At 73.1% G+C, this 22,608-nt stretch carries 17 protein-coding genes; 4 read left to right on the top strand and 13 right to left on the bottom strand.

The window, feature by feature from the left end:
- Positions 1–153: 153 nt before the first annotated feature.
- The 4 genes from HOQ23_RS20915 to glmS form a co-directional block, all read right to left on the bottom strand.
- The gene (locus HOQ23_RS20915) at positions 154–2,976 is read right to left on the bottom strand and encodes an amidase family protein (RefSeq protein WP_172214818.1); all 2,823 of its coding nucleotides are present in this window, start codon (positions 2,974–2,976) and stop codon (positions 154–156) included.
- 154 nt (positions 2,977–3,130) lie between these two features.
- Positions 3,131–3,952, bottom strand: coding sequence for a glycerophosphodiester phosphodiesterase family protein (locus HOQ23_RS12005; RefSeq protein ID WP_172214817.1), 822 nt, complete (start codon positions 3,950–3,952; stop codon positions 3,131–3,133).
- Positions 3,953–4,149: 197 nt separating this feature from the next.
- On the bottom strand, positions 4,150–4,503 hold the full coding sequence (locus HOQ23_RS12000) for a holo-ACP synthase (protein ID WP_172214816.1): 354 nt from the start codon (positions 4,501–4,503) through the stop codon (positions 4,150–4,152).
- Positions 4,504–4,510: 7 nt separating this feature from the next.
- Positions 4,511–6,355 (bottom strand): glutamine--fructose-6-phosphate transaminase (isomerizing), encoded by a 1,845-nt coding sequence (gene glmS / locus HOQ23_RS11995; RefSeq protein WP_172214815.1) that lies wholly within the window; start codon positions 6,353–6,355, stop codon positions 4,511–4,513.
- 105 nt (positions 6,356–6,460) lie between these two features.
- On the opposite strand from glmS, the gene coaA reads away from it, so the two are divergent.
- Positions 6,461–7,453 (top strand): type I pantothenate kinase, encoded by a 993-nt coding sequence (gene coaA, locus HOQ23_RS11990; protein WP_172214814.1) that lies wholly within the window; start codon positions 6,461–6,463, stop codon positions 7,451–7,453.
- 18 nt (positions 7,454–7,471) lie between these two features.
- On the opposite strand, the gene HOQ23_RS11985 is transcribed toward coaA, so the two are convergent.
- Genes HOQ23_RS11985 through rplM form a run of 5 tightly spaced genes read right to left on the bottom strand, consistent with a single transcriptional unit; the run spans position 7,472 to position 11,561 of the window.
- On the bottom strand, positions 7,472–8,272 hold the full coding sequence (locus HOQ23_RS11985) for an ABC transporter permease (RefSeq protein WP_172214813.1): 801 nt from the start codon (positions 8,270–8,272) through the stop codon (positions 7,472–7,474).
- The gene (locus tag HOQ23_RS11980) at positions 8,269–9,198 is read right to left on the bottom strand and encodes an ATP-binding cassette domain-containing protein (protein WP_172214812.1); all 930 of its coding nucleotides are present in this window, start codon (positions 9,196–9,198) and stop codon (positions 8,269–8,271) included. Before HOQ23_RS11980 ends, HOQ23_RS11985 begins: the two co-directional genes overlap by 4 nt.
- Positions 9,199–9,220: 22 nt before the next feature.
- Positions 9,221–10,567: a phosphoglucosamine mutase gene (glmM, locus tag HOQ23_RS11975; RefSeq protein ID WP_172214811.1), complete on the bottom strand. Its 1,347-nt coding sequence runs from the start codon at positions 10,565–10,567 to the stop codon at positions 9,221–9,223.
- A 17-nt stretch (positions 10,568–10,584) separates the two neighbouring features.
- Positions 10,585–11,082 (bottom strand): 30S ribosomal protein S9, encoded by a 498-nt coding sequence (gene rpsI / locus HOQ23_RS11970; RefSeq protein WP_153324946.1) that lies wholly within the window; start codon positions 11,080–11,082, stop codon positions 10,585–10,587.
- A 35-nt stretch (positions 11,083–11,117) separates the two neighbouring features.
- Complete coding sequence (gene rplM / locus HOQ23_RS11965; protein ID WP_172214810.1) at positions 11,118–11,561, bottom strand: 50S ribosomal protein L13; 444 nt, start codon at positions 11,559–11,561, stop codon at positions 11,118–11,120.
- Positions 11,562–11,877: 316 nt separating this feature from the next.
- On the opposite strand from rplM, the gene HOQ23_RS11960 reads away from it, so the two are divergent.
- Entirely contained in the window at positions 11,878–13,167 is a 1,290-nt protein-coding gene (locus tag HOQ23_RS11960) for a citrate synthase (RefSeq protein WP_367650473.1), read from the top strand.
- Positions 13,168–13,315: 148 nt separating this feature from the next.
- Here HOQ23_RS11960 and HOQ23_RS20545 read toward each other — a convergent pair whose 3' ends face one another.
- Positions 13,316–15,871: a collagen-binding domain-containing protein gene (locus tag HOQ23_RS20545; protein ID WP_216654126.1), complete on the bottom strand. Its 2,556-nt coding sequence runs from the start codon at positions 15,869–15,871 to the stop codon at positions 13,316–13,318.
- Between the two features lie 317 nt (positions 15,872–16,188).
- Here HOQ23_RS20545 and HOQ23_RS11950 point away from each other — a divergent pair, with 317 nt between their 5' ends.
- On the top strand, positions 16,189–17,418 hold the full coding sequence (locus HOQ23_RS11950) for a S1C family serine protease (RefSeq protein ID WP_367650472.1): 1,230 nt from the start codon (positions 16,189–16,191) through the stop codon (positions 17,416–17,418).
- A 108-nt stretch (positions 17,419–17,526) separates the two neighbouring features.
- On the opposite strand, the gene HOQ23_RS11945 is transcribed toward HOQ23_RS11950, so the two are convergent.
- Positions 17,527–18,564 (bottom strand): GNAT family N-acetyltransferase, encoded by a 1,038-nt coding sequence (locus tag HOQ23_RS11945; protein WP_172214808.1) that lies wholly within the window; start codon positions 18,562–18,564, stop codon positions 17,527–17,529.
- Positions 18,561–20,258: an ATP-binding cassette domain-containing protein gene (locus HOQ23_RS11940; protein WP_172214807.1), complete on the bottom strand. Its 1,698-nt coding sequence runs from the start codon at positions 20,256–20,258 to the stop codon at positions 18,561–18,563. Before HOQ23_RS11940 ends, HOQ23_RS11945 begins: the two co-directional genes overlap by 4 nt.
- 146 nt (positions 20,259–20,404) lie before the next feature.
- On the opposite strand from HOQ23_RS11940, the gene HOQ23_RS11935 reads away from it, so the two are divergent.
- Positions 20,405–21,919 carry an FAD-dependent oxidoreductase gene (locus tag HOQ23_RS11935; protein ID WP_172214806.1) on the top strand — a complete coding sequence of 505 codons (1,515 nt, stop codon included), beginning with the start codon at positions 20,405–20,407 and terminating at the stop codon, positions 21,917–21,919.
- A 78-nt stretch (positions 21,920–21,997) separates the two neighbouring features.
- Here HOQ23_RS11935 and HOQ23_RS11930 read toward each other — a convergent pair whose 3' ends face one another.
- Entirely contained in the window at positions 21,998–22,495 is a 498-nt protein-coding gene (locus tag HOQ23_RS11930; protein ID WP_172214805.1) for a hypothetical protein, read from the bottom strand.
- Between the last annotated feature and the right edge of the window lie 113 nt (positions 22,496–22,608).

The raw sequence follows: 22,608 nt of genomic DNA, 5'->3' as shown, positions 1-22,608 counted from the left end.
TACTCGAACGCACGTTCGAGAGCAAGGAGTTCTCCCGAGGCCGTTGCTCTCCTGCTGAGGCCTCGACACGCTCGACCGACGGACCCGAGGAAACGCCGACGGGCGCCACCCGGACCGATCGGTCCGGGCGACGCCCGTCGGGGGTGGAGAGGATCAGCGGCGCACGGTCACCTTGGCGGTGCCGGTGGCCTTGGTGAAGCCCTGGTCCGGGGTGAGGACCACGCGCACCACGCGGGTGCCGGGGCGCTTGGCCGGCAGGGTCAAGGTGGCCCGACCCGCCTTCACTCGGAGCGCCTTGGCGACGACCTTGCCGCCATAGGTGACCCGGAGGGTGCCGGTCGGCTTCACGCCGGAGGCGGAGAGCTGCACCCGGAGCACCGGGCGGGCCGAGGGGCGCACCTTCGCCGGCGCCGTCACCGTGAGGCGGGTGCGGGCGGCGGCGACCTTGGCGGTGCGCTGCGAGACGGCGGTGCCGGCGGCGTGACCGGCGCGGGACGCGGTCACCCGGACGGCGAGGCGACGACCGGCGTCGGCGGGGGCCACCGCGTAGGTGCGGGAGGTCGCGCCGGGGATCGGCGTGCCGGCCCGCAGCCACTGGTAGGAGAACCTGGCGCCCTTGACGTCCCAGGCGCCGGGGGCGGCGACCAGTCGCTTGCCGACGGTCGGCGTCCCACTGACCGACGGGGCGGTGGTGGCGACAGGTGCCGCGCCCTCGACCGTGAGGTCCGCGGAGCCGATGTCGGTCGCCGTGGTCTCGGCGAGGTCGGTGGAGACCTGCTCGACCGCGGAGGCCAGCACCTTGGTCGAGCCGGAGCCGACCGCGGTGAAGGTGGCCTCGGCCAGCACGACCGTGCCGTCGCTGGCCGGGGACTCGCCCAGCTCGGTGTGGACGACGTTCAGCGTGCCGTCGCTCGCCACGCCGTACGTCGCGCCGGTGTTCGGGGTGCTCGCGCTGCCCTCGACGTAGGCCAGGACCTCGGGGTCGAAGTCGAGCGCCAGGTCGTAGGCGTAGAGGTCGCTCGCCGCGTCGGCCGTGACCGTCACGGTGACCGTCTCACCCGCCGCGACCTCGTCGGTCGAGGTGGTCACGGTCCAGCCGGGCTCACCGGAGGACGCCGCCACGGGGGTCGCGGGGGCCTTCTCCTCCAGCGGGCCGTACAGCTTCGGGGCGGTGCGGTGCTGGGTGGCCTGCTCGTAGGCGTAGGCCATCGCGAGCAGCTCGCCCTCGCTGAAGTCGCGGCCGAGCAGCTCGAGGTTGACGCCGGCGCCGGTGAGTGAGTTGTCGGCCTCGATCGCCTGGCCCATCGGCACCGTCACCGCGGGCAGGCCGGTGTTGGGGCTGAGGCGCATGTTGGTGCTGTGGGTGCCGTACGGCGTGCCGCTGGGGTAGATCAGCGCGTCCAGCTCGTTCGCGTCGAGCGCCCCGGTGACCAGCGTGCCGCCCTCGTCGAGGACCGCGGTGTGGCGCTCCATCCAGGCGTCGTACTGCTCGGGGGTCACGGCGTTGCGGCTGGTGAAGGTGCTGCGCCGCGACGGCACGAACCGGCCGGAAGCGATGATGTCGTCCAGCGTGCGGATCGTGACCGCGTCGCTGAGGTGGTGCTCGACGTACTCCGCGAGGTCGCGCTTGAACTCGTTGGTGCTGCCGCTGCCCTCGCTCAGGATCGGGGCGATGCCGTCGATGGAGATCTCCTCGACGACCGCGCCCTGGGCGCGCAGGTCGGCGACCGCCTGGTTGAACAGCCGCTTCGCGGCCGCGTTGCTCGGGACCATCGAGGCCAGGTAGCCCAGCCGCTTGCCGGCGAGCGCCTCGGGGTCCAGCCCCTCGGTGTAGGACTCCGGGACCTTGCCGACCTGCGTGGCCGTCACCGGGTCGGCGGGGTCGACGCCGACGACGGCGTCCAGGGCGATCGCGGCGTCGGAGACGGTGCGGGCCATCGGGCCGCCGGTGTCCTGGCTGAGCGCGAGCGGCACGATGCCGTCGCGGCTGGCCAGCCCGACGGTCGGGCGCACGCCGACCAGCTGGTTGTAGCTGGAGGGCACCCGGATCGAGCCGCCGGTGTCGGTGCCGAAGCCGATCGCGCCGAGGTTGGCCGCGATGGAGGCGCCGGTGCCGCCGCTGGAGCCGCCGGCGGTGCGCGAGAGCAGGTAGGGGCTGGCGACGAGCTTGGAGGAGCCCACCGGCTGGCCGGCGCTGAACTCCGAGGCGAAGCCGTAGGCGAACTCGTCGAGGCTGGCCTTGCCGAGCACGATCGCGCCGGCCTCGCGCAGGCCCTTCACCATGAACGCGTCGTCCTCGGTGAGGTTGTCCTCCCAGCACGAGCAGCCGGCCGTGGTCGCCATGTCGCGGGTGTCGTAGTTGTCCTTGAGCAGCACCGGGATCCCGTCGAGCATGCTGCGCGGGCCGCCGTTCTCGGCGCGCGCGGCGTCGCTGGCGGCCGCCGCCTCGAGGGCGACGTCGCTGGTGGCGATGATCGAGTTCAGCGCGCGCCCGGGGGCCGAGGGGTCGGTCTCCTTGGCGTCGTAGGCGGCGATGCGCTCGAGGTAGGAGCGGGTGAGCTCCACGGAGGTGATCACGCCGGCGTTCATCGCGGCCTGCATCTCCAGCGCCGTCGCCTCGACCAGCTCGAACGCGCCGTCGTCGTACACCATCCGCTGGGCGAGGTCGGCGACGTCGCTCAGCTCCACGACGCCGTCGGCGTCGAGGTCGCCCTTCGCGACCTCGTCCCAGCCGGCGTCGCCGGTCTCGGTGCCGAGGGCCGCGACCAGCAGGTCGACGTCCGCACGGGTGACCTGGCGGTCGCCGGTCAGGTCGGCCTCGGTCCAGTACGGCGCGAGGTAGGCGGCGGCTGCGTCGTCCGTGGCGGACGACGGCGCGGCCTGGGCGGGGGCGCCGAGCGCTCCTCCGCCGAGCACGCTCGCTCCGATGACCGCCGCTGCGGCCAGCGAGGTGAGGGTCCTGGTCTGCTTCTTCACGCGCGTCCCTTCCGTCGGTGCTGCTGTGATGGTCCAGACGTTAGGAACGCGTTGTTTCGCGTCCGTTTCGAGTGGGAAACAGAAGGGGTCGCGCGTTCCACTCAGTGGAAAGCGGGCCGTGACGGCGCTCTCACCCGGGGCGGCGGGCGGTGCGTCAGCGCCCGGGCGGCGCGATCCGCAGGGCGCCGGGGACCGCGTCCGTGACCAGCCCGTCGGCACCGCTGCGCCGGATCCTGCGCCAGTCCGCGGGCTCGTCGGAGTCCCGGCCGAGCACGTAGAGCCCGTCGGCGTGCAGCCTCTCGACCCGCGCGGCGTTCAGGTGGCGGGCCCACACGTTCACCCCGTCCGCCCAGGCCCGCACGGGAGCCACGGCAGCCCACCGCTGGGTGATGACCTGGACGTGCAGGGAGGGGGCCGCCTCCTTGGCCAGCCGCAGGCGCCGGGCGCTGAAGGAGTGCAGGATGACCTCGTCCTGCAGGCCGTGCTCGGTGATCATCCGGTCCAGCGTCACGAACATGCCCGGCGTCCAGGCGTCCTTGACCGGCGCGTCCACCTTGACCTCGAGGATGACTCGCATCCGGTGCCGCGCCGCCCACTCCAGGACCTGCTTGAGGGTCGGCACCCGCTCCTTGCCCAGCTTCGTGCGGCACCGGTGTCGGATGCTGGCCGCCGTGTGCCTGCGCACCGGCCCCCGGCAGGTCGTCGTCCGGTCCAGCGTCCGGTCGTGCATCAGCACGATCCGGTCGTCGCGGGTGACGCGCATGTCCACCTCGACGGCACGCGCCCGGTGGCGGCGCGCGTGCTCCAGGGCCGCGAGGGTGTTCTCGGGGTGGGCCTTCTCGGTGTAGCCGCGGTGGGCGTAGACCGTGAACTCCCCCGCGCTCTCCAGCGATGCGGCAGCGGGTACCGCCGCGAGGAAACCGGCGGAGACGACTGCGGCGAGGACGAGCAGCAGCCGGACGAGGTGGTGCTTCACCGGCGTGCGGACTCCCTGACCTACGCCCGCCCCCCGGCGAGGTGCCGCACCCTGCGGCCGCGCAGGCACCTGCCGACCACGACGCGACGGCGGCGGTCCTGGCTCGTACCTGAGCCCCGAGAGGCTCGATCCTCACCCGGCGCGCGTCGGCTGTCCGGCGAACGGGCGGGAGTGCCGGACCTGTCCGGACCGGTCGGTCAGGACTCGAGCACGACCATCGCCGAGGCGACCCCGGCGTCGTGGGAGAGCGAGAGGTGCACGTGGGTGGCCCCGGCGGCCGCGACCGCCGCCGCGACCGTGCCGCGCAGCGCGAACACCGGGCGACCCGAGGACTCGCTGACGACCTCGCAGTCGTGCCATGCCATCCCCCGCGGCGCGCCGAGCGCCTTGGCGAGCGCCTCCTTGGCCGCGAAGCGGGCGGCGAGCGAGGCGACGGCGCGGGTGCGCTCGGCCTCGGTGAACAGCCGGACCAGCAGCCCGGGGGTGCGCTCGAGCGAGGCGCCGAAGCGCTCGATGTCGCAGACGTCGATGCCGACGCCGATCACCGCCATCGCCGCTCTACTCGACGGTGACGGACTTGGCGAGGTTGCGGGGCTGGTCGACGTCGTGGCCCATCGCGGTGGCCAGCTCGCAGGCGAAGAGCTGGAGGGGGACGACCGCGACGAGCGGCTGGAGCAGCACCGGGACGCTGGGCAGGCGCACCAGCTCGTCGGCGTACGCCGTGATCGCCTCGTCGCCCTCCTCGACCAGGCAGATGGTGCGGGCGCCGCGCGCCCGGACCTCCTGGATGCCGCTGATCATCTTGTCGCGCAGCTGGTCACGACCCCGGGGCGGTACGACGCACAGCACCGGCAGCCCGTCCTCGACCAGCGCGATCGGGCCGTGCTTGAGCTCGCCGGCGGCGAAGCCCTCGGCGTGGATGTAGGCCAGCTCCTTGAGCTTGAGCGCACCCTCGAGCGCCACCGGGTAGCCGGCGTGGCGGCCCAGGAACAGCACCGAGCTGGTGCCGACGTGGGCGCGGGCGAGCTCGTAGATCTGCTCGGCGCCGTCCAGCACCTGCTGCACCTGGTCGGGGATCGCCTCGAGCTGCTCCATCACCTGGGAGATCTCGTCGCCGTACCGGGTGCCCTTGACCTGGGCCAGGTAGAGCGCGAGCAGGTAGCAGGCGATCAGCTGGGTCAGGAAGCCCTTGGTGGAGGCCACCCCGATCTCGGGACCGGCGTGGGTGTAGATGACCGCGTCGGACTCGCGCGGGATCGTCGAGCCGTTGGTGTTGCAGATCGCGAGCACCTTCGAGCGCTGGAGCCGCGCGTGGCGGATCGCCTGGAGGGTGTCCGCGGTCTCGCCGGACTGGCTGATCGCGACGACCAGCGTGGAGTAGTCGAGGATCGGGTCGCGGTAGCGGAACTCGGAGGCCAGCTCGACCTCGACGGGGATCCGGCACCAGTGCTCGATGGCGTACTTCGCGACCATGCCGGCGTAGAAGGACGTGCCGCACGCGATGATGATGATCTTGTCGATGTCGCGCAGCTCCTGGTCGGAGAGGCGCATCTCGTCGAGCTGGAGCTGCCCGGTGCGGGTGTGGCGCCCGAGCAGCGAGTCCGCGACCGCGCGGGGCTGCTCGAAGATCTCCTTGCGCATGAACCAGTCGTGGCCGTCCTTCTCCGCGGCGGAGAGGTCCCAGTCGACGTGGAAGCGGCGGCCCTCGGCCGGCGAGCCGTCGAAGTCGGTGACCTCGACCGCGTCGGCGGTGATCGTGACGACCTGGTCCTGGCCGAGCTCGAGGGCCTCGCGGGTGTGCTGGATGAACGCCGCGACGTCGGAGCCCAGGAAGTTCTCGCCCTCGCCGATCCCCACGACGAGCGGGGAGTTGCGGCGGGCGGCGACCACCCGGTCGGGGTCCTGGCCGTCGACGGCCACGAGGGTGAACGCGCCCTCGAGCTGCTGGCAGACGCGCTGCATCGCCAGGGTCAGGTCGACGCCCGACTCGACCTGGAGCTCCAGCAGGTGCGCCGCGACCTCGGTGTCGGTCTCGGAGACCAGCTCGTGACCGTCGGCCTCGAGGCGGGCACGCAGGTCGTCGAAGTTCTCGATGATGCCGTTGTGCACCAGCGCCACCCGGCGCCGCGCGCCGAGGTGGGGGTGGGCGTTGACGTCGTTCGGCGCGCCGTGGGTGGCCCAGCGGGTGTGGCCGATCCCGGTGCGCGACGCGGGCAGCGGCGTCGTGGCGATCGCCTTCTCGAGGTTGGCCAGCTTGCCGGCGCGCTTGTCGCTGGCGACCGCGCCGTCGGCGACCAGGGCGATGCCGGCCGAGTCGTAGCCGCGGTACTCCAGTCGTCGCAGTCCCTCGATGACCACGTCCTGGGCCTGCTGGTGGCCGACGTAGCCAACGATGCCGCACATGGGCCCCACTCTAGATCGCCTCCCACCCCGTCCCGTGCACCCACGTCGACGCGATGAGGCGGACGCCACAACGCCGAGGCGCCCAGGGCTGCAACAATCGGGACCATGTCTTCTGGCGGTCTCCGGGCCTCGATCACCGATCCAGGCCGTGACCTCACTCGGGAGGCCTCGCCGTACGTCGAGCTCGACCGCGCCGCCTGGGCCGCGCTCGCGGAGGAGACCGCGAACCCGCTGCGCGAGGACGAGCTGCGCGCGCTGCGCGGCTTCGGCGACGCCCTGGACCTCGACGAGGTGCAGGAGGTCTACCTCCCGCTCAGCCGGCTGCTGAGCCTGTACGTCAGCGCCGCCGGCGACCTGCACCGCGCTCAGGAGGCCTTCCTGCACCAGCGCACTCCCCCGCGCACGCCGTTCGTCATCGGCGTCGCCGGCTCGGTCGCGGTCGGGAAGTCCACCACCGCCCGGGTGCTGCAGCAGATGCTGGCGCACTGGCCCGAGCACCCCAACGTCGAGCTGGTCACCACCGACGGCTTCCTCTACCCCAACGCCGAGCTCGCGCGGCGCGGCCTGATGCACCGCAAGGGCTTCCCGGAGTCCTACGACCGCCGCGCGCTGCTGCGCTTCGTGGTCGACATCAAGTCCGGCAAGGACGAGGTGGAGGCGCCGGTCTACTCCCACCTCACCTACGACGTGGTCCCCGGCGAGCGGGTGGTCGTGAAGCGCCCCGACATCGTCATCGTCGAGGGCCTCAACGTCCTGCAGCCGGCGCGGGCCCGCGAGGACGGCCGCACCGGCCTGGGCCTCAGCGACTTCTTCGACTTCAGCGTCTACGTCGACGCCGGCACCCACCACATCCGCGAGTGGTACGTCGACCGCTTCCTCAGCCTGCGCAAGACCGCGTTCCGCGACCCCGACTCCTACTTCGCGAAGTACGCCGCCCTCAGCCACGAGGAGGCGGTCGCCGAGGCCGAGCGGATCTGGGACACCATCAACGGCCCCAACCTGGTCGACAACGTGCTGCCGACCCGCTCGCGCGCCACCCTGGTGCTGCGCAAGGACGCCGACCACTCGGTGCGCTACGTCCGCCTGCGCAAGGTCTGAGCGGCGCCCAGCCCGGCCTCAGACGAGGTCGCGGCGCAGGGTCGTGGCCCGCCCGATCGCCGCGAGCACGAGGGCGTAGGTCAGCAGCACGGCCAGGCCGGCGGGACGCGAGAGCAGCGAGCCCTCCCCGATCTCGTTGAACAGGCTGGCGCCCACCACCGCGTCGGCGGCCGAGCCGGGCAGGAAGCGGGCCACCTGCTCCAGGCCGTCCACCGCGGACAGCGCGAGCCGGGCGACCGGCTCCACGAACTGGGTGAAGGCCAGGATCACCACGATGGCGGCGACCTGGTTGGTCACCACGCTGCCGAACGCGGCGCCGATCACCGCCCACAGCGCCATCACCACGACGCCCAGCGCGAGGATCGCGAGGACCTCCGGGTCGCCCAGGAACGCTCCGTCGCCCTGCCAGGCCAGCAGCGGCGCGGACGCCCCGACCAGCGAGGCGACGCCGACGACGCCGAACAGCAGCCCGAGCGGCACGGTCGCGATCAGCTTGGCGGCCAGCACCACCCCGCGCCGCGGCTCGACCAGCAGCGTCTGCCCGATCGTGCGGTGGCGGAACTCGGTGGTGACCGCGAGGCTGCCGATCACCAGCGGGAAGACGTAGCCGATCGCGTTGACCAGCGAGTACGTCGCGGTCGCCGCGTCCATCCCGGACAGCGCCGGGCCGCTGGAGGTCCCCTCGGGCATCTCCACGGTGAAGGAGAAGGCCATCACCAGCCCGATGAAGCCCAGGTAGCCGGCCTGGGCGAGGAGCAGCACCCACCACAGCCGGGTGGAGGTGATCTTGCGCAGCTCGGCGCGGATCGCGGCGCTCATCGGGCCACCACCGCCTCCGGCTCGCGGGCCGGCCGGCCGGGCGCGGTCAGGCGCAGGAAGACCTGCTCGAGGTCGGTGCCGCGCGGGGTGAGCTGGTGCAGCTCGACCCCGGCGGCGAAGGCGGCCGCCCCGAGCTCGGCGGCGGACACGTCGGAGACGAGCAGGCCGGCGCCCTCGGGCGCCACCGCCCACCCGCGCTCGCGGCACAGCGCGGCCAGGCGCGCGGCGTCCGGCGACACCGCGAGGGTCTCCTGCACGGCGAGGTCCGCCAGGGCGGCCAGCGACGAGGCGTGCGCGAGGCGACCGCCGGCGATGATGACGACGTCGTCCACGGTGTGCTGGACCTCCCCCAGGACGTGGCTGGAGACCAGCACGGTGCGGCCCTCGGCGGCGAAGGCGCGCAGCAGGCCGCGCAGCCAGACGATCCCCTCGGGGTCCAGACCGTTCGCGGGCTCGTCGAGCACGACGGCGGGCGGGTCGCCGAGCAGCGTGGTGGCCAGCGCAAGGCGCTGGCGCATGCCCATCGAGTAGCCGCCGACCTTGCGGTCCGCGGCGGCCGTGAGCCCGACCAGGTCGAGCAGGTCGCGGCAGCGCTGGCGCGACACCCCGACCTGCGGCGCGTAGACCTCCAGGTGGCCCAGCCCGGTACGCCCGGGGTGGAACCCCGCCTCCAGGGACGCCCCCACCACCCGTGCCGGGCGGCGCAGGGCGGCGTACGGCGTGCCGTCGACGAGGGCGCGGCCCGCGGTGGGGGCGGTCAGCCCGAGGAGCATCCGCAGCGTCGTCGTCTTGCCCGACCCGTTCGGCCCCAGGAAGCCGGTGACGGCGCCGGGGCGCACGGTGAAGGACAGGTCGTCGACGGCGCGCACGGGACCGAAGGACTTGCTCAGCCCCTCGACTCTCAGCTCGGGTCCGGAGTGGGTCATCCGGCGCAATCTAGGGCCTGGCTCAGGCCAGGGCCAATCGGTCGCGAACCACGTCGGCGAGGCGTCCCGCGACGCTCTCGGCGATCTCCGCGGTCGGGGCCTCGACCATCACCCGCACCAGCGGCTCGGTTCCGGAGGGGCGCAGCAGCACCCGTCCGTCCTCGCCCAGCGCGGCCTCCTCGGCCTCGACCGCGGCCCGCAGCACGGGGTCGCTGGCAGCACGGGTCTTGTCGACGCCCGGCACATTGACGAGCACCTGCGGGAAGCGCGTCATCACCGCCGCGAGATCGGCGAGCGAGCGGCCGGTCAGCACCATCCGCTCGAGCACGTGCAGCGCGGTGAGCACGCCGTCGCCGGTGGTGGCGTAGGCGCTCATGATGACGTGCCCGGACTGCTCCCCGCCCAGCGAGAAGCCGCCGCCGTTCATCTCCTCCAGCACGTAGCGGTCGCCGACCTGGGCCTGGCGCACCGCGATGCCGTGCTCGGTCATCGCGCGGACCAGGCCGAGGTTGCTCATCACCGTCGCGACGAGGGTGTCCTGCGCGAGCAGGCCGGCGTCGCGCATGCCCAGCGCGAGGATGGCCATGATCTGGTCGCCGTCGACGACGTGGCCCTCGGCGTCCACCGCCAGGCAGCGGTCGGCGTCGCCGTCCAGGGCGAAGCCGGCGTCCGCGCCGTGCTCGAGGACCGCCGCACGCAGCGGCTCGAGGTGGGTGGAGCCGCAGCCGTCGTTGATGTTGAGCCCGTCGGGCTGGTTGTTGATCGCGACGACCTCGGCGCCGGCGGCGCGCAGCGCCATCGGTCCGGCGACCGAGGCGGCACCGTGGGCGCAGTCGAGGACGACGCGCAGGCCGGCGAGCGGCTGCGTCGTGGCGACGAGGTGCTCGACGTACTCCTCGATCGGGGTGGCGTACGGCGTCACCCGCCCGACGTGGGCGCCGCGCGGCGGGTCCCACTCGGTGCCCATGACGGCCTCGATCTGGCGCTCCACGGCGTCGTCGAGCTTGACCCCGCCACGGGCCAGGAACTTGATGCCGTTGTCGGGCATCGGGTTGTGCGAGGCGCTGATGACGACCCCGAGGTCGGCGCCGAGGGCGCCGGTCAGGTAGGCGACACCGGGGGTCGGGACCACCCGGAGGCGCAGGACGTCGCACCCGGCGGACGCCAGGCCGGCGACCACCGCGTGCTCCAGGAACTGCCCCGAGATGCGTGTGTCACGACCGACGACGGCCAGCGGACGGGGTCCGCTGAAGTCACCGCGGTCGACGAGGACCCGGGCTGCTGCAACGGAAAGGTCCAGGGCGAGAGGAGCGGTGAGAACACCGTTCGCCTCGCCCCGGACCCCGTCCGTGCCGAAAAGGCGTGCCACGCGTGTCGCGGTGGCGATCAGCGCTTGCTGAACTGCGGCGCCTTGCGGGCCTTCTTGAGACCAGCCTTCTTGCGCTCGATGACGCGGGCGTCCCGCGTGAGCAGGCCGGCCTTCTTCAGCGTCGCGCGGTTCGCGTCGAGGTCGACGGCGTTCAGCGCGCGGGCCACGCCGAGACGCAGGGCGCCGGCCTGGCCGGTGATGCCGCCACCGTGGATGCGCGCGATGACGTCGAAGCGACCGTCGAGCTGCAGCGCGGTGAAGGGCTCCTTGACAACCTGCTGGTGCAGCTTGTTGGGGAAGTAGGAGTCGAGCTCACGGCCGTTGATCGTCCACTGGCCGGTGCCGGGGACGATGCGGACGCGGGCCACGGCCTCCTTGCGGCGGCCGGTGGCCGCTGCGGGGGCGATGGTCGCGGGACGCTCGGGGGCGTCGGCGGACGGGGCGCTCTCCGAGCTGTAGGCGATGCCCTGCTCGTCGGTCTCGAAGGTCTCCTCGACCTCGGTGGTGTCAGCCACTGTATTCCTCACTCAGACTTGGTCGGCGAAAACGATTACTGGGAGATCTGGGTGATCTCGAAGGGGACGGCCTGCTGGGCCTGGTGCGGGTGGGTGGGACCCGAGTAGACCTTCAGCTTCTTGAGGATCTGCCGACCGAGGCGGTTCTTCGGGAGCATGCCCCACACGGCCTTCTCGATGGCCTTGCGAGCGTCCTTCTCCAGCAGCTCGCCGATCGGGGTGGCCGAGAGGCCGCCCGGGTAGCCGGAGTGGCGGTAGGCCATCTTCGTCGTCTTCTTGGTGCCGGACAGCGCGACCTTCTCCGCGTTGACGATGATGACGAAGTCACCGGCGTCGACGTGCGGGGCGAAGATCGGCTTGTGCTTGCCGCGCAGGAGGTTGGCGGTCTGGACGGCGAGCTTGCCGAGGACGATGTCGGTGGCGTCGATGACAAGCCAGTCTCGCTGGATGTCACCGGGCTTCGGGCTGTACGTACGCACGATGTCGAGCCTTCTTCGTTCGTAGGACCCGACCAGGGAGATCCTGGCGGGTGGTGCTGCGGCGTCCTCTGACGAACAACTGCCCGAACGTTCCCGCGAGGTGGTTGCCCACCCGCGGAGCCCGGGGCTGCACCCCGACCGTGCGACAGGTCGAGAGCGCGGCAGGAGACGCGACCACTCACGATACGGGCACGCCGCGCGGAGGGTCAAAATGCTGCGGGTCGCCCCCTGCGCCGGACCACCGTGGGCGCACCGACCGCCCGCGACCCGGACACCGCCTACGCGGAGCGGGGCAGGGAGCGTTAGGTTGGGCGACGTGACCGAATCTCTCACCGTCCGCGACAACCGCACCGGACAGGAGTACGACGTCCCCATCGCCGACGGCGCCATCAAGGCCGCCGACCTGGGGAAGATCAAGGCCTCGGACGACAGTCCCGGCCTGGCCGTCTACGACCCCGGTTTCGTCAACACTGCCTCCTGCCGCAGTTCCGTCACCTACATCGACGGCGAGAAGGGCATCCTCGAGTACCGGGGCTACCCGATCGAGCAGCTGGCGGAGAAGTCGAACTTCCTGGAGGTGGCCTATCTCCTCATCAACGGCTCGCTCCCCACCAAGGCGGAGTACGAGGCGTGGGTGCACGAGATCACCTACCACACGTTCGTCCACGAGAACGTCAAGTCCCTGATGCAGGGCTTCCGCTACGACGCGCACCCGATGGGGATGCTGATGTCGTCGGTGGGGGCCCTGTCGACGTTCTACCCCGACGCCGCCAACATCGGCGACGCCGAGAACCGGCACATGCAGATCGTCCGCATGATCGCCAAGATGCCCACCCTGGGCGCCTGGTCCTTCCGGCACGCGCAGGGCAAGCCCTACGTCTACCCGGACAACGACCTGTCCTACACGGCCAACTTCCTCTCGATGCTCTTCAAGATGAGCGAGTCGAAGTACGAGGCCGACGAGCGCCTGGTCAAGGCCCTCGACGTGCTGCTGATCCTGCACGCCGACCACGAGCAGAACTGCTCCACCAACGCCGTGCGCTCGGTGGGCTCCTCGCAGGTCGACCCGTACTCGGCCGTCGCGGCCGGCATCGGCGCGCTCTACGGCCCGCTGCACGGTGGCGCCAACGAGGCCGTTCTCCGGATGCTCAAGCGCATCGGCACCAAGGAGAACATCCCCGCGTTCATCGAGGGTGTGAAGAACGGCGACGAGAAGCTGATGGGCTTCGGTCACCGCGTCTACAAGAACTACGACCCGCGCGCCAAGATCATCAAGAAGGCCTGCGACGACGTCTTCGAGGTCACCGGGGTCAACCCGCTCCTCGAGATCGCCCAGGAGCTCGAGAAGATCGCGCTCGAGGACGAGTACTTCGTCAAGCGCAAGCTCTACCCGAACGTCGACTTCTACTCCGGCCTGATCTACGAGGCCCTGCAGTTCCCGCCGGAGATGTTCACCGTCCTGTTCGCCATCGGTCGTACCCCGGGCTGGCTGGCCCAGTGGAACGAGCTGGTGCAGGACAAGGAGCAGAAGATCGCCCGTCCGAAGCAGATCTACACCGGCGACCGCACGCTCGACTTCGTGCCCGCCTCGGAGCGCTGGGCCTGACCTTCGCCCACGCACTCCCCCGCAACGACCCCGGACGGCCCTGAGCCGACCGGGGTCGCTGCGTCTGGCGACCCTGCGGCGCTCGCGCCGGGGGACGCGAGCGCGGCCTGCCCCGTCCGGGGCAGGCCGCGCTCGGCATGGTGGTGCGTCAGCGGCGCACGGTCACCGTGCGGGTCTGGTTGCGCCCGGCCCGCGGGCGGACGACGACCGTGACCTGCCGGGTCCGCTGACCGCGCAACGAGCCGAGCTGGCGCACGCCCGGTCGGGTCAGGCGCAGCGTCACGGTGGTGGGCGTGGCCGCCTTGAGGACGCGGGTGCCTCGGGCGAGCACCCGGCCGTTGGCGGCGCGCACGGCGACCCGGCCACGGGTCGGGACCGAGGACACCACGCGCAGCCGCACCTGGCGACCGACGACCTGGCCCGCGGGGAGCAGGGCGGCGGTGACGGCGCCGGGAGTGACCACGACGGTCGCGGTCGCGCTGTTGTTGCCCGGGTCGGCATCGACCGAGGAGCTGGTGACCGCGGCGGTGTTGTCCAGCGTCACGGGTGAGCCCGTGCCCGTTGCCTCGGTGCTGGTGCGGTCCCCCAGGCACAGCAGGTCCAGCACCGCGGTGCGGCTCGGCCCGGGAGCGGTGAGCAGCCGGAAGGCCCGCGCCTTGAGCCTCGGGTCGTGGCCCAGCGGGTGCACGCCGTCGGGCAGGTCGAAGGTCGCGACGATGCCCTTGGCGTCGTCGGGACAGGTCACCTGCTCCTCGGTGACGGTGTCGGGGCGCAGCACCACCTCGCGCACGACATGGGTGAGGTGCAGCTCGTGGGTGTGGCCCTGCACGGCACCGGTCGTGGTGCGCAGGCAGGAGACGCTGAACGTCACGGTCGCCGGGTCGTCGACGCGCACGCCGAAGGTCCAGGTGCGGCTCCTCCCGGTGCCGGTCGCGCTGGAGACCAGCGTGGCGCGCCCGCCGGCGACGGCGTGGCCGGGCGCGACGGGGCGGCTGCCCGTCGGGCAGGTCAGCGTCTGGAGGTGGGTGCCGGGGCCGTAGGCCACCGTCGCGGTCACCGGCTCGGCGTCGAGCTCCAGCGGGTGCCGGTGGCCGTCGCCGTGGCCGGTCTGGCGGTCCGCGACCTCGGTGTGCCCGGGCAGGCACACGGCGTACGCCTTGGCCTGGGCCCGGCCGGTCGCGTGGTTGCGCGCGACGACCTTCCAGGTCCGCGCGTCCACGGCGTGGGAGGTGAGGATGCGGACGTCGGCGAGCGTGCCGGTGCCCTGGTCGACGTGGTCGGTACGCAGCGCGCCGTCGCTCACCAGGTCACCGGGCCCGCAGTCCACACGCACGCTGCGCGTCTGGCCGGGCTCGAGGTCGACGTGCTGCTCGACCTTGTACGGCGTGAGCGAGTGGTAGGCCTGCGGGTGCGAGGGCCGGCCCGCACCGGCGATCGGGGCGACGAGGACGCGCACCTCGAGCTCGCGGGAGGCACTGGGCGCCAGGGTCCCGACGGCGCAGGTGACGGTGCCGCCGGCGTGGGTGCAGGGTGCGCTCGCGGACACGAACGTGACGCCGCCGGGCAGCCGGTCCGTGACGACCACCCCGGTGGCCGGCGCGGCGCCGAGGTTGGTGGCCCGCAGCCGGTAGACGAGGGTGCTCCCGCCCGGCACGCTGGCCGCGGAGGCGGTCTTGGTGACGGTGACGTCGGAACGCTTCGGGGGCTCGGGGACCTCCGGGTCCTCGGGGTCCAGGGGCGGGGCGGGCAGGCAGACGCTGGCCGGCACGAACGCGGCGTGGGTCTCGTTGTCGGAGTGGAACGACGCGGCGACGACCTGCCCCACGATCACCCCGAGGTCCACCCGGACCGCGGCGCGCGGCGCGATCAGGTGGCCGCCGAAGTCGCTGCCCACCCGGATCCGCAGGCTGGTGGCCTCCGGGAAGTTCCACAGGAACGGACCCCGGGCGCGGACGCCGGCGGTCGTCGGCTGCGCCCCGTCCGGCGTCAGCGTCATCTTCTTGTCCCCGTCGATGCGCACGCTGGTGCCGGCGACGTTGACCAGGACGGCGGCGCCGGGCGGGACGTCGTAGGAGATCGTGCGCGCCTCGTCGAGGAGCGCCTGGTCGAGGTGGAACACGTTGAGCGCGGTGTCGGTGCCGCGCAGCACGAGGACCCTGTTCTGCGTGTCGCCATCGCGCACGAGCGTGCCGCTCTGCGGGGCCGCGCCCCAGGCGGTCGAGGTCGCCCGCAGGTGCGTGAACGCGGCGGCGAAGTCGACCGGGTTGGCACTCAGGTAGGAGCCGCCCCCGTTGAGGTTCACGCCGCTGCGCGGGGTGACGAAGGCGCTGCCGCGCTGGAGGTTGAACCACTCACCATGCCGGCCGGCCACCACGAGGGTCGGCGTGCTCGGCGAGACGGTCAGGTCGCCGCCGACGGTCATCGGGGTGAGCAGGTCACCGCCGTAGGCGACCGATCCCTCGGACTCCGAGGTGCGGTGCCCGTTGCCCTCCACGAACTCGGTCCAGCCGGTGGCCAGGCCCAGCGGGTGGGTCACCGGCGCGCACGGGGTCGTGGCGGCCGCGGCTCCCCCGCTCGCCGCCACGGACAGCGTGGCGGCGCCCAGGACCAGCGCGACGGCGGCGCCGAGCGCGCGCCGCCCGGTGCGGGCGCGGACCCTCGGGCGAGGTACGGACGAGATGCTCTCGGACAGGTGCAGGCTCATGACGACTCCCCCGGGTGTGCGGTCCGGGCCAGCCAAGCAGCGGCGGCGGCCCCCGCACCGGGCTGTCGCCGACCCGTGGGCGAGGAGTTCCCGGCCTGTGGGGGCGGTGTTACCCGCGACCGACACTGGTCTGGTCGCGCACCCGCCGACGCAGGTCCTTCCACGCGCCGGCCACGCACCGTTTCTTCAGCGCTCCCCAGCCGGGTCTCAGGAATGTCACAGACAGGGTGGGCACTCTTGTGTACATGACCGACCAGCCTCCCTTCCCGCCCCCCGCCGGAGCTCCGCGTGGACCGGAGCCCGGTGACACCCAGCCGGTGACCCCGACGACCGGTCACCCGTTCGGTCAGCCGCTCGGCCCCCCGCCGCCGCCGCTGACCTCCCCGATGCCGGCGGCCGGACCCGCAACCGGGTCGGCCGTCTCCGGGCGGCGCCGCTTCGCGGCGATGGTCGTGACTGCCTCCCTGCTCGTGGGAGGTGCCGCCGGTGTGGGCGGCGCCGCCGCCTGGAACGCCTTCGACGACGACGGCGCGGACTCCTCCCCCATGGGCGAGACCTTCTCCCCCACCGTGACCAGCGACGACGGGGACGAGCCTGCCGCCGCCGGCTCGGTCCAGGCCGTGGCCGACAAGGTGCTCCCGTCGGTGGTCAAGATCGACGTCTCCGGAAGCTCGGGCGCCGGTTCCGGCTCCGGCGTCGTGATCAGCTCCGACGGCAAGATCCTCACCAACGACCACGTCGTCGAGGTCGCCGGCGAGGGCGGCAGCATCTCGGTGTCCTTCAGCGACGGGCGCCGGGCCAAGGCCCGGATCCTCGGCACCGACAGCCTCACCGACCTCGCGGTGATCCAGGCCGAGGACGTCAAGGACCTGACCCCGGCGACCATCGGCAACTCCAACGACCTCAAGGTCGGCGAGCCCGTGGTCGCGATCGGCTCCCCGTTCGGTCTCGACGCCACCGTCACGAGCGGCATCGTGAGCGCCCTGAACCGCCCGGTCGGCGTCGGCAGCGACCAGACCGGCAGCACCACCGCCTACCCCGCGATCCAGACCGACGCGGCCATCAACCCCGGCAACTCCGGCGGCCCGCTGGTCGACGTCCAGGGCCGGGTCGTGGGCATCAACTCCTCGATCCAGACCACCGGCTCCTCCTCGCCGTTCGGGCAGAGCGAGGGCGGCTCGATCGGGCTGGGCTTCGCGATCCCGATCGACGCGGCGATGCCGATCGTCGAGCAGATCATCGACGGCGAGGAGCCGACGCACGCCCGCCTGGGCATCACGGTCTCCGACGTCACCCGCGACAGCGCCGACGGCAGCGAGGGCGCCCTGGTCCGTGAGGTGGGCAAGGGCTCCGCCGCCGCCGAGGCCGGCCTGGAGTCCGGCGACGTCATCGTGAAGATCGACGACAGCCAGGTCACCAGCGCCGACTCGCTCATCGCGACGATCCGGTCCTACCGCCCGGGCGACGTCGTCTCGGTGACCTACCGCCGCGACGGCGACGAGCGCACCACCGACCTCGAGCTGGGCTCGGACGCCGCCCAGAGCTGATCCCGGGCTGATCCCGGGCTGATCCCGGGCTGATCCCCTGCCGGTCGACACCGGCTCCCGCAGGCCCCGCTGCCACCGGCGGCGGGGCCTGTCCCGTCCTCGGACGGGTCAGGCCAGCCGCTTCTGGAACTCCCCGAGCCGCGCGGTCACCCGATAGCCCAGCGCGTCGTTGACGGCCACCATGTGGGCGTTGACCTCCGCGTTGTAGGTGACGACGTGGTCCAGGTCGGGGCACTCGGCCTGGAGCAGGCGCAGGTTGGCGACCTTCACCGCGAGGCCGAGACGGTGGCCGCGGTGCTCGCGGCGCACCAGGGTCCCCCACTGGTAGGCGCGGCCCGGCTCGTGCACCGTGGTCGCGAGGTCGGTGTAGGCGACCACCGTCCCCTCGGCGTCCAGCGCCACGGTGTTGTACTTCGTGCGGCCCTGCTTGGCCACGAGCGCCTCCGCGTCGCGCACCGCCTCGGTGCTGGCGGACTCGCGCTCGACGTCCAGCTCCCCCATCGGCGCCTCGGTCATCAGCGAGGAGGTCAGGTCGGCCCAGCCGACCAGCAGCTCCTCGGGCACGGGGCCCACCCACGAGCGCAGCGTGTACGCCGTGTGGTGCGGCGCGGCCTCGGCGGCGAGGCGGTCGAGGACCTCGTCGGGCACCGGCAGGTCCAGGATCCGCTGCACGTCGCCGAGCACCAGGTCGAAGCCACGGGCGCGGGCGAACTCCGGCCCGCTCTCGCCGGCGCCGTCCGGGCCGGCGTCGTAGTCGTAGGTCGCCTCGGCGCCCAGCACGGTGCGTCCCTCCTCGCGGGCCACCTGCTCGAGGTGGGCGAGCATGGCGGTGCCGTGGCCGCGGCGCCGGGCGGCGGGGACCACCTGCACCGACAGCTCGGCGCGCTCGAGGTTGTCCAGGAGCGGCAGCTGGACCCAGCCCGCGGCGACCGTCCGCCCGTCCACGCGCCCGGCCCACGCCGTGCTGCGGCGCCGGATCGAGGGCTCGGCGAGCATCACCTGGAGCTCGCGCAGCTGCCAGACGGTGGCGGTGCGGCCGCGCCCGTGGCGCTCGGCCTCGGCGTACGCGTCGTACCAGGCGGTGAGGGCCTGCTCGTCGTGCGGGTCGACCGCGACGATCTCCAGGCCCGGGCACGTCCGGCTCATCGCGCGCGCACGACCCGTCCCTCGTCCCACACCGGCTCGTCGGACTCGTAGACCTCGCCGTCGGAGCCGAAGACCAGGAACCGGTCGAAGCCGCGGGCGAACCACCGGTCGTGGGTCACCGCGAGGACGGTCCCCTCGAAGGCGGCCAGGCCGGCCTCGAGCGCCTCGGCGGACTGCACGTCGAGGTTGTCGGTCGGCTCGTCGAGGAGCAGGACGGTCGCGCCGGAGAGCTCGAGCAGCAGGATCTGGAAGCGCGCCTGCTGGCCGCCGGAGAGCGACTCGAAGGTCTGCTCGCCGGCGTGCGCGAGCTCGTAGCGGTCCAGCACCCGGCTGGCCTGCTCACGGCCCATGCCCCGGCGCCCGTCGGGGTGCCCGTCGCCGCGGTGCAGGACCTCCAGCAGGGTGCGACCCACCAGCTCGGGGTGGTCGTGGGTCTGCACGAACCAGCCCGGGCGCACCCGCGCGCCCAGGCGGGCGCGGCCGGTGTGCGCGACCGGGGCGACGGCGAGGTCGCCGACCGGGCGGTGCTCCACGTCGGGGTCGGTCCCGCCCGCGGCCAGCAGCCGCAGGAAGTGCGACTTGCCCGATCCGTTGGAGCCCAGGACGGCCACGCGCTCGCCGTACCAGACCTCGAGGTCGAAGGGGCGCATCAGCCCGGTCAGCTCCAGGCCCTCGCAGACCACCGCCCGCTTGCCGGTGCGGCCGCCGGTGAGGCGCATCGTCACCTGCTGCTCGCGGGGCTGCTCGGTCGGCGGGCCGGCCTCCTCGAACTTGCGCAGCCGGGTCTGGGCGGCGCGGTACTGGCTGGACATGCCGTCGTTGAACTCCGACTTCACCTTCAGCCGCAGCACCAGCGCCTTGATCTTGGCGTGCTCCTCGTCCCAGCGGCGGCGCAGCTCCTCGAAGCGCGCGAACCGGTCGGTGCGCGCCTCGTGGTAGGAGGTGAAGCCGCCCGGGTGGGTCCACACCGAGTTGCCCACGCCGGGGCCGCCGCTGGCCAGCTCGACGGTGACCACCCGGGTCGCGGTGTTGTTGAGCAGCTCGCGGTCGTGGCTGACCATCAGGATCGTCTTGTCGGACTCGCGCACCCGCTCCTCGAGCCAGATCTTGCCGGGCACGTCGAGGTAGTTGTCCGGCTCGTCGAGCAGCAGCACCTGGTCGGGCCCGCGCAGCAGGAACTCCAGCACCAGGCGCTTCTGCTCACCGCCCGACAGGGTCGTCAGGTCGCGGTACTTCACCCGGTCGTACGGCGCGCCGAGCGCCGCGGTCGTGCACACGTCCCAGACGACCTCGAGGTCGTAGCCGCCGGCGTCGGCGTACTCGCCCAGCGCCTCGGCGTACTTCATCTGGGTGCGCTCGTCGTCGGTGTCCATCAGCGCGGCCTCGAGGCGGTCCACCTCGGCGGCCGCGTCGCGCACGCGTTGGGGCGAGACCGAGAGCAGCAGCTCGGCGACGGTCGTGGAGCCGGCGGCAACGTGCTGGCGCATCACGCCCAGGCCGCCGGAGCGGGTGACCGATCCGGCGTGCGGGGCCAGCTCGCCGGTGACGATGCGCAGCAGCGTGGTCTTCCCGGCGCCGTTGGCCCCGACCAGCGCCACCTTGGCGCCCTCCCCGACCCGGAAGGAGACCTCGTCGAGGAGCACCCGCCCGTCCGGCAGCTCGTAGCGCACCCCTGCCACATCCACGTGTCCCACGAGGTCGATCATCCGCCGCCAGCACCCGGGGAGGCGAATCCTTTAGCGCCGGTCCCACCCGTCGGTGCGTCGCACCCCGGCAAGACCCCGACCGTCCACCGGGAACACGCGTGGACGGGCGGTGTGACGTGTTCTACCTTCGCGCCATGACCCAGGCAGAGCAGTACGACGTGGTGGTGGTCGGTTCCGGTGGCGGCGCGCTGACGGGGGCGCTCCTCGCGGCCCGGGCGGGCCTGCGCACCGTGGTCGTGGAGAAGACGGAGTACATCGGCGGCACCTCGGCGTACTCCGGTGGCGCCTGCTGGCTGCCGGGGACCGACGTGCAGCAGCGCGCCGGCCTCCCGGACTCCACCGACGCGGCGCGCACCTACCTCAACGCGGTGCTGAGCGACCCCGACCAGGACAAGCTCGAGGCCTTCGTGGGCCATGCGCCCGCGCTCGTCGCCGAGCTCGAGGCGATGGGCATCGACTTCGTGCCGGTGCCGTTCGCGGAGTACTTCGACGCGCCCGGCCGGGTGCCCAACGGGCGCTCGATCCAGGTCAGCGCCGTGGACCGCGCCGACCTGCCGGCCGAGGTGGCGCCGCTGGTGCGCCCGCCGGTCGAGCTCGACCGGGTCGGACAGGGCGGGCGCTCCTCGCTCACCGGCGGCCAGGCCCTGATCGCGCGCCTCGCGGCGGCGTACGTCGAGGCGGGCGGCGAGATCCGCACGAACCTCCCGGTCACCGGCTACGTGACCGACGACGCCGGCCGCGTGGTCGGCGCGGCAGCGATGACCCCCGAGGGCCCCGTGGAGCTGCGCGCGGAGCGCGGCGTCCTCGTGGCGGCCGGCGGCTTCGAGCGCAACCCGGAGATGCGCGCCGCGCACGGCGTTCCCGGCGACGCCGCCTGGACGATGGCGCCCGCGGGCACCAACACCGGCGAGCCGATCGAGGCCGCGATCGCGATCGGCGCGGCGGCCGACTTCGGTGGCGTCGGCTGGTTCTGCCCCGGCCTGGAGCAGCCCTCCGGCGCCGGCTCCTTCACCCTCGGCTTCCGCAGCGGCCTGATGGTCGACAGCACAGGGCGCCGCTACGCCAACGAGTCCCTGCCCTACGACCGGTTCGGCCGGGAGATGGCCAAGGCTCCCGAGCGGATCCCCTCCTGGTACATCTTCGACGACCGCGAGGGCGGGCAGCTGCCGGCCATCGCCATCCCCCAGGGTGACGCCGACGAGCACCTCGCCGCGGGCACCTGGGTCAAGGCCGACACGATCGCGGAGCTCGCCGAGGCCACGGGGCTGCCCGTCGACGCCCTCGTCGAGCAGGTCGAGCGTTTCAACTCCCACGCCGAGCAGGGCGTCGACCCGGACTTCGGCCGCGGCCAGGACGAGTACGACACCTTCTTCGCCGTCGGCACCGGGCCCAACAAGGCCCTCACCCCGTGCGACAAGGCGCCGTTCTACGCCGCGCGGTTCGTGCTCTCCGACCTCGGCACCAAGGGCGGGCTGGTCACCGACGCCGTCGGCCGGGTGCTGCGCGAGGACGGCTCGACGCTGCCGGGGCTCTACGCCTCCAGCAACTCCACCGCCTCGATGTTCGGCGGGGTCTACCCCGCGCCGGGCGCGCCGCTGGGCAGCGCGATGGTCTTCGCCTCGCTCGCGGTGCGCGACCTGATCGGCTGACCCAGCCGCGTCCTCGCCACTGACGACGCAGGCCCGATGACCGCGGGGTCATCGGGCCTGCGTGTCGTCCGGGCCGGCTCACCCGTCCTGGGCCTGGTCCTCCGAGAGGTCCGGGCGGTCCTCGCCGTCGGGGCGGTCCTGTCCGTCGTACCGCTCGGGACCGTGCTCGTGGCCGTCCGGCATGCCCTCGCCACCGTCCGGCATGCCCTGATCATCGTCGGGCATCCCCGGGCCGCCGTCGGGCATGCCGGGGCCGCCGTAGGGCATCTGCTGGCCGTCGCCCTGCTGGTCGCCCTCGGGCCCGCCCCGCCACTCGCCCTGGGCGGGCACGTCGTCGGGGCCCTGCGAGCCGTCGTCGTCGGCCGCCGCGACGCCGATGCCGGCGCCGGCGAAGCCGCCGAGCAGCAGCCCGGCCGCGCCGACGGCGGCCAGGGAGCGGAGCGGGAAGGTCCGCTCGCGCCAGGACTTCCGCTCCGAGGCGGCCGGCTGGCCGGTCGGCGGGGTGGTCGGCTGGTTCGCCAGCGGAGCCGAGGGACGCGGGCCCTGCGGCTGGGGGTTCTGAGGGGTCTGGGTCATCTCTCCTCCTTCGGTTGCGACGTCGCCATCGTGGCGCCGGGAGCTGTGCGTTCCCTGTGTGTCACCTCGGAGTCCGGCAGGGATCCGGCTCGCCGGAAACCACCCGGGACGCA

Source organism: Nocardioides sp. zg-DK7169 (genome assembly GCF_013155365.1).
Classification (GTDB): Bacteria; Actinomycetota; Actinomycetes; order Propionibacteriales; family Nocardioidaceae; genus Nocardioides.
This window is presented reverse-complemented; position numbering and strand designations above follow the sequence as displayed.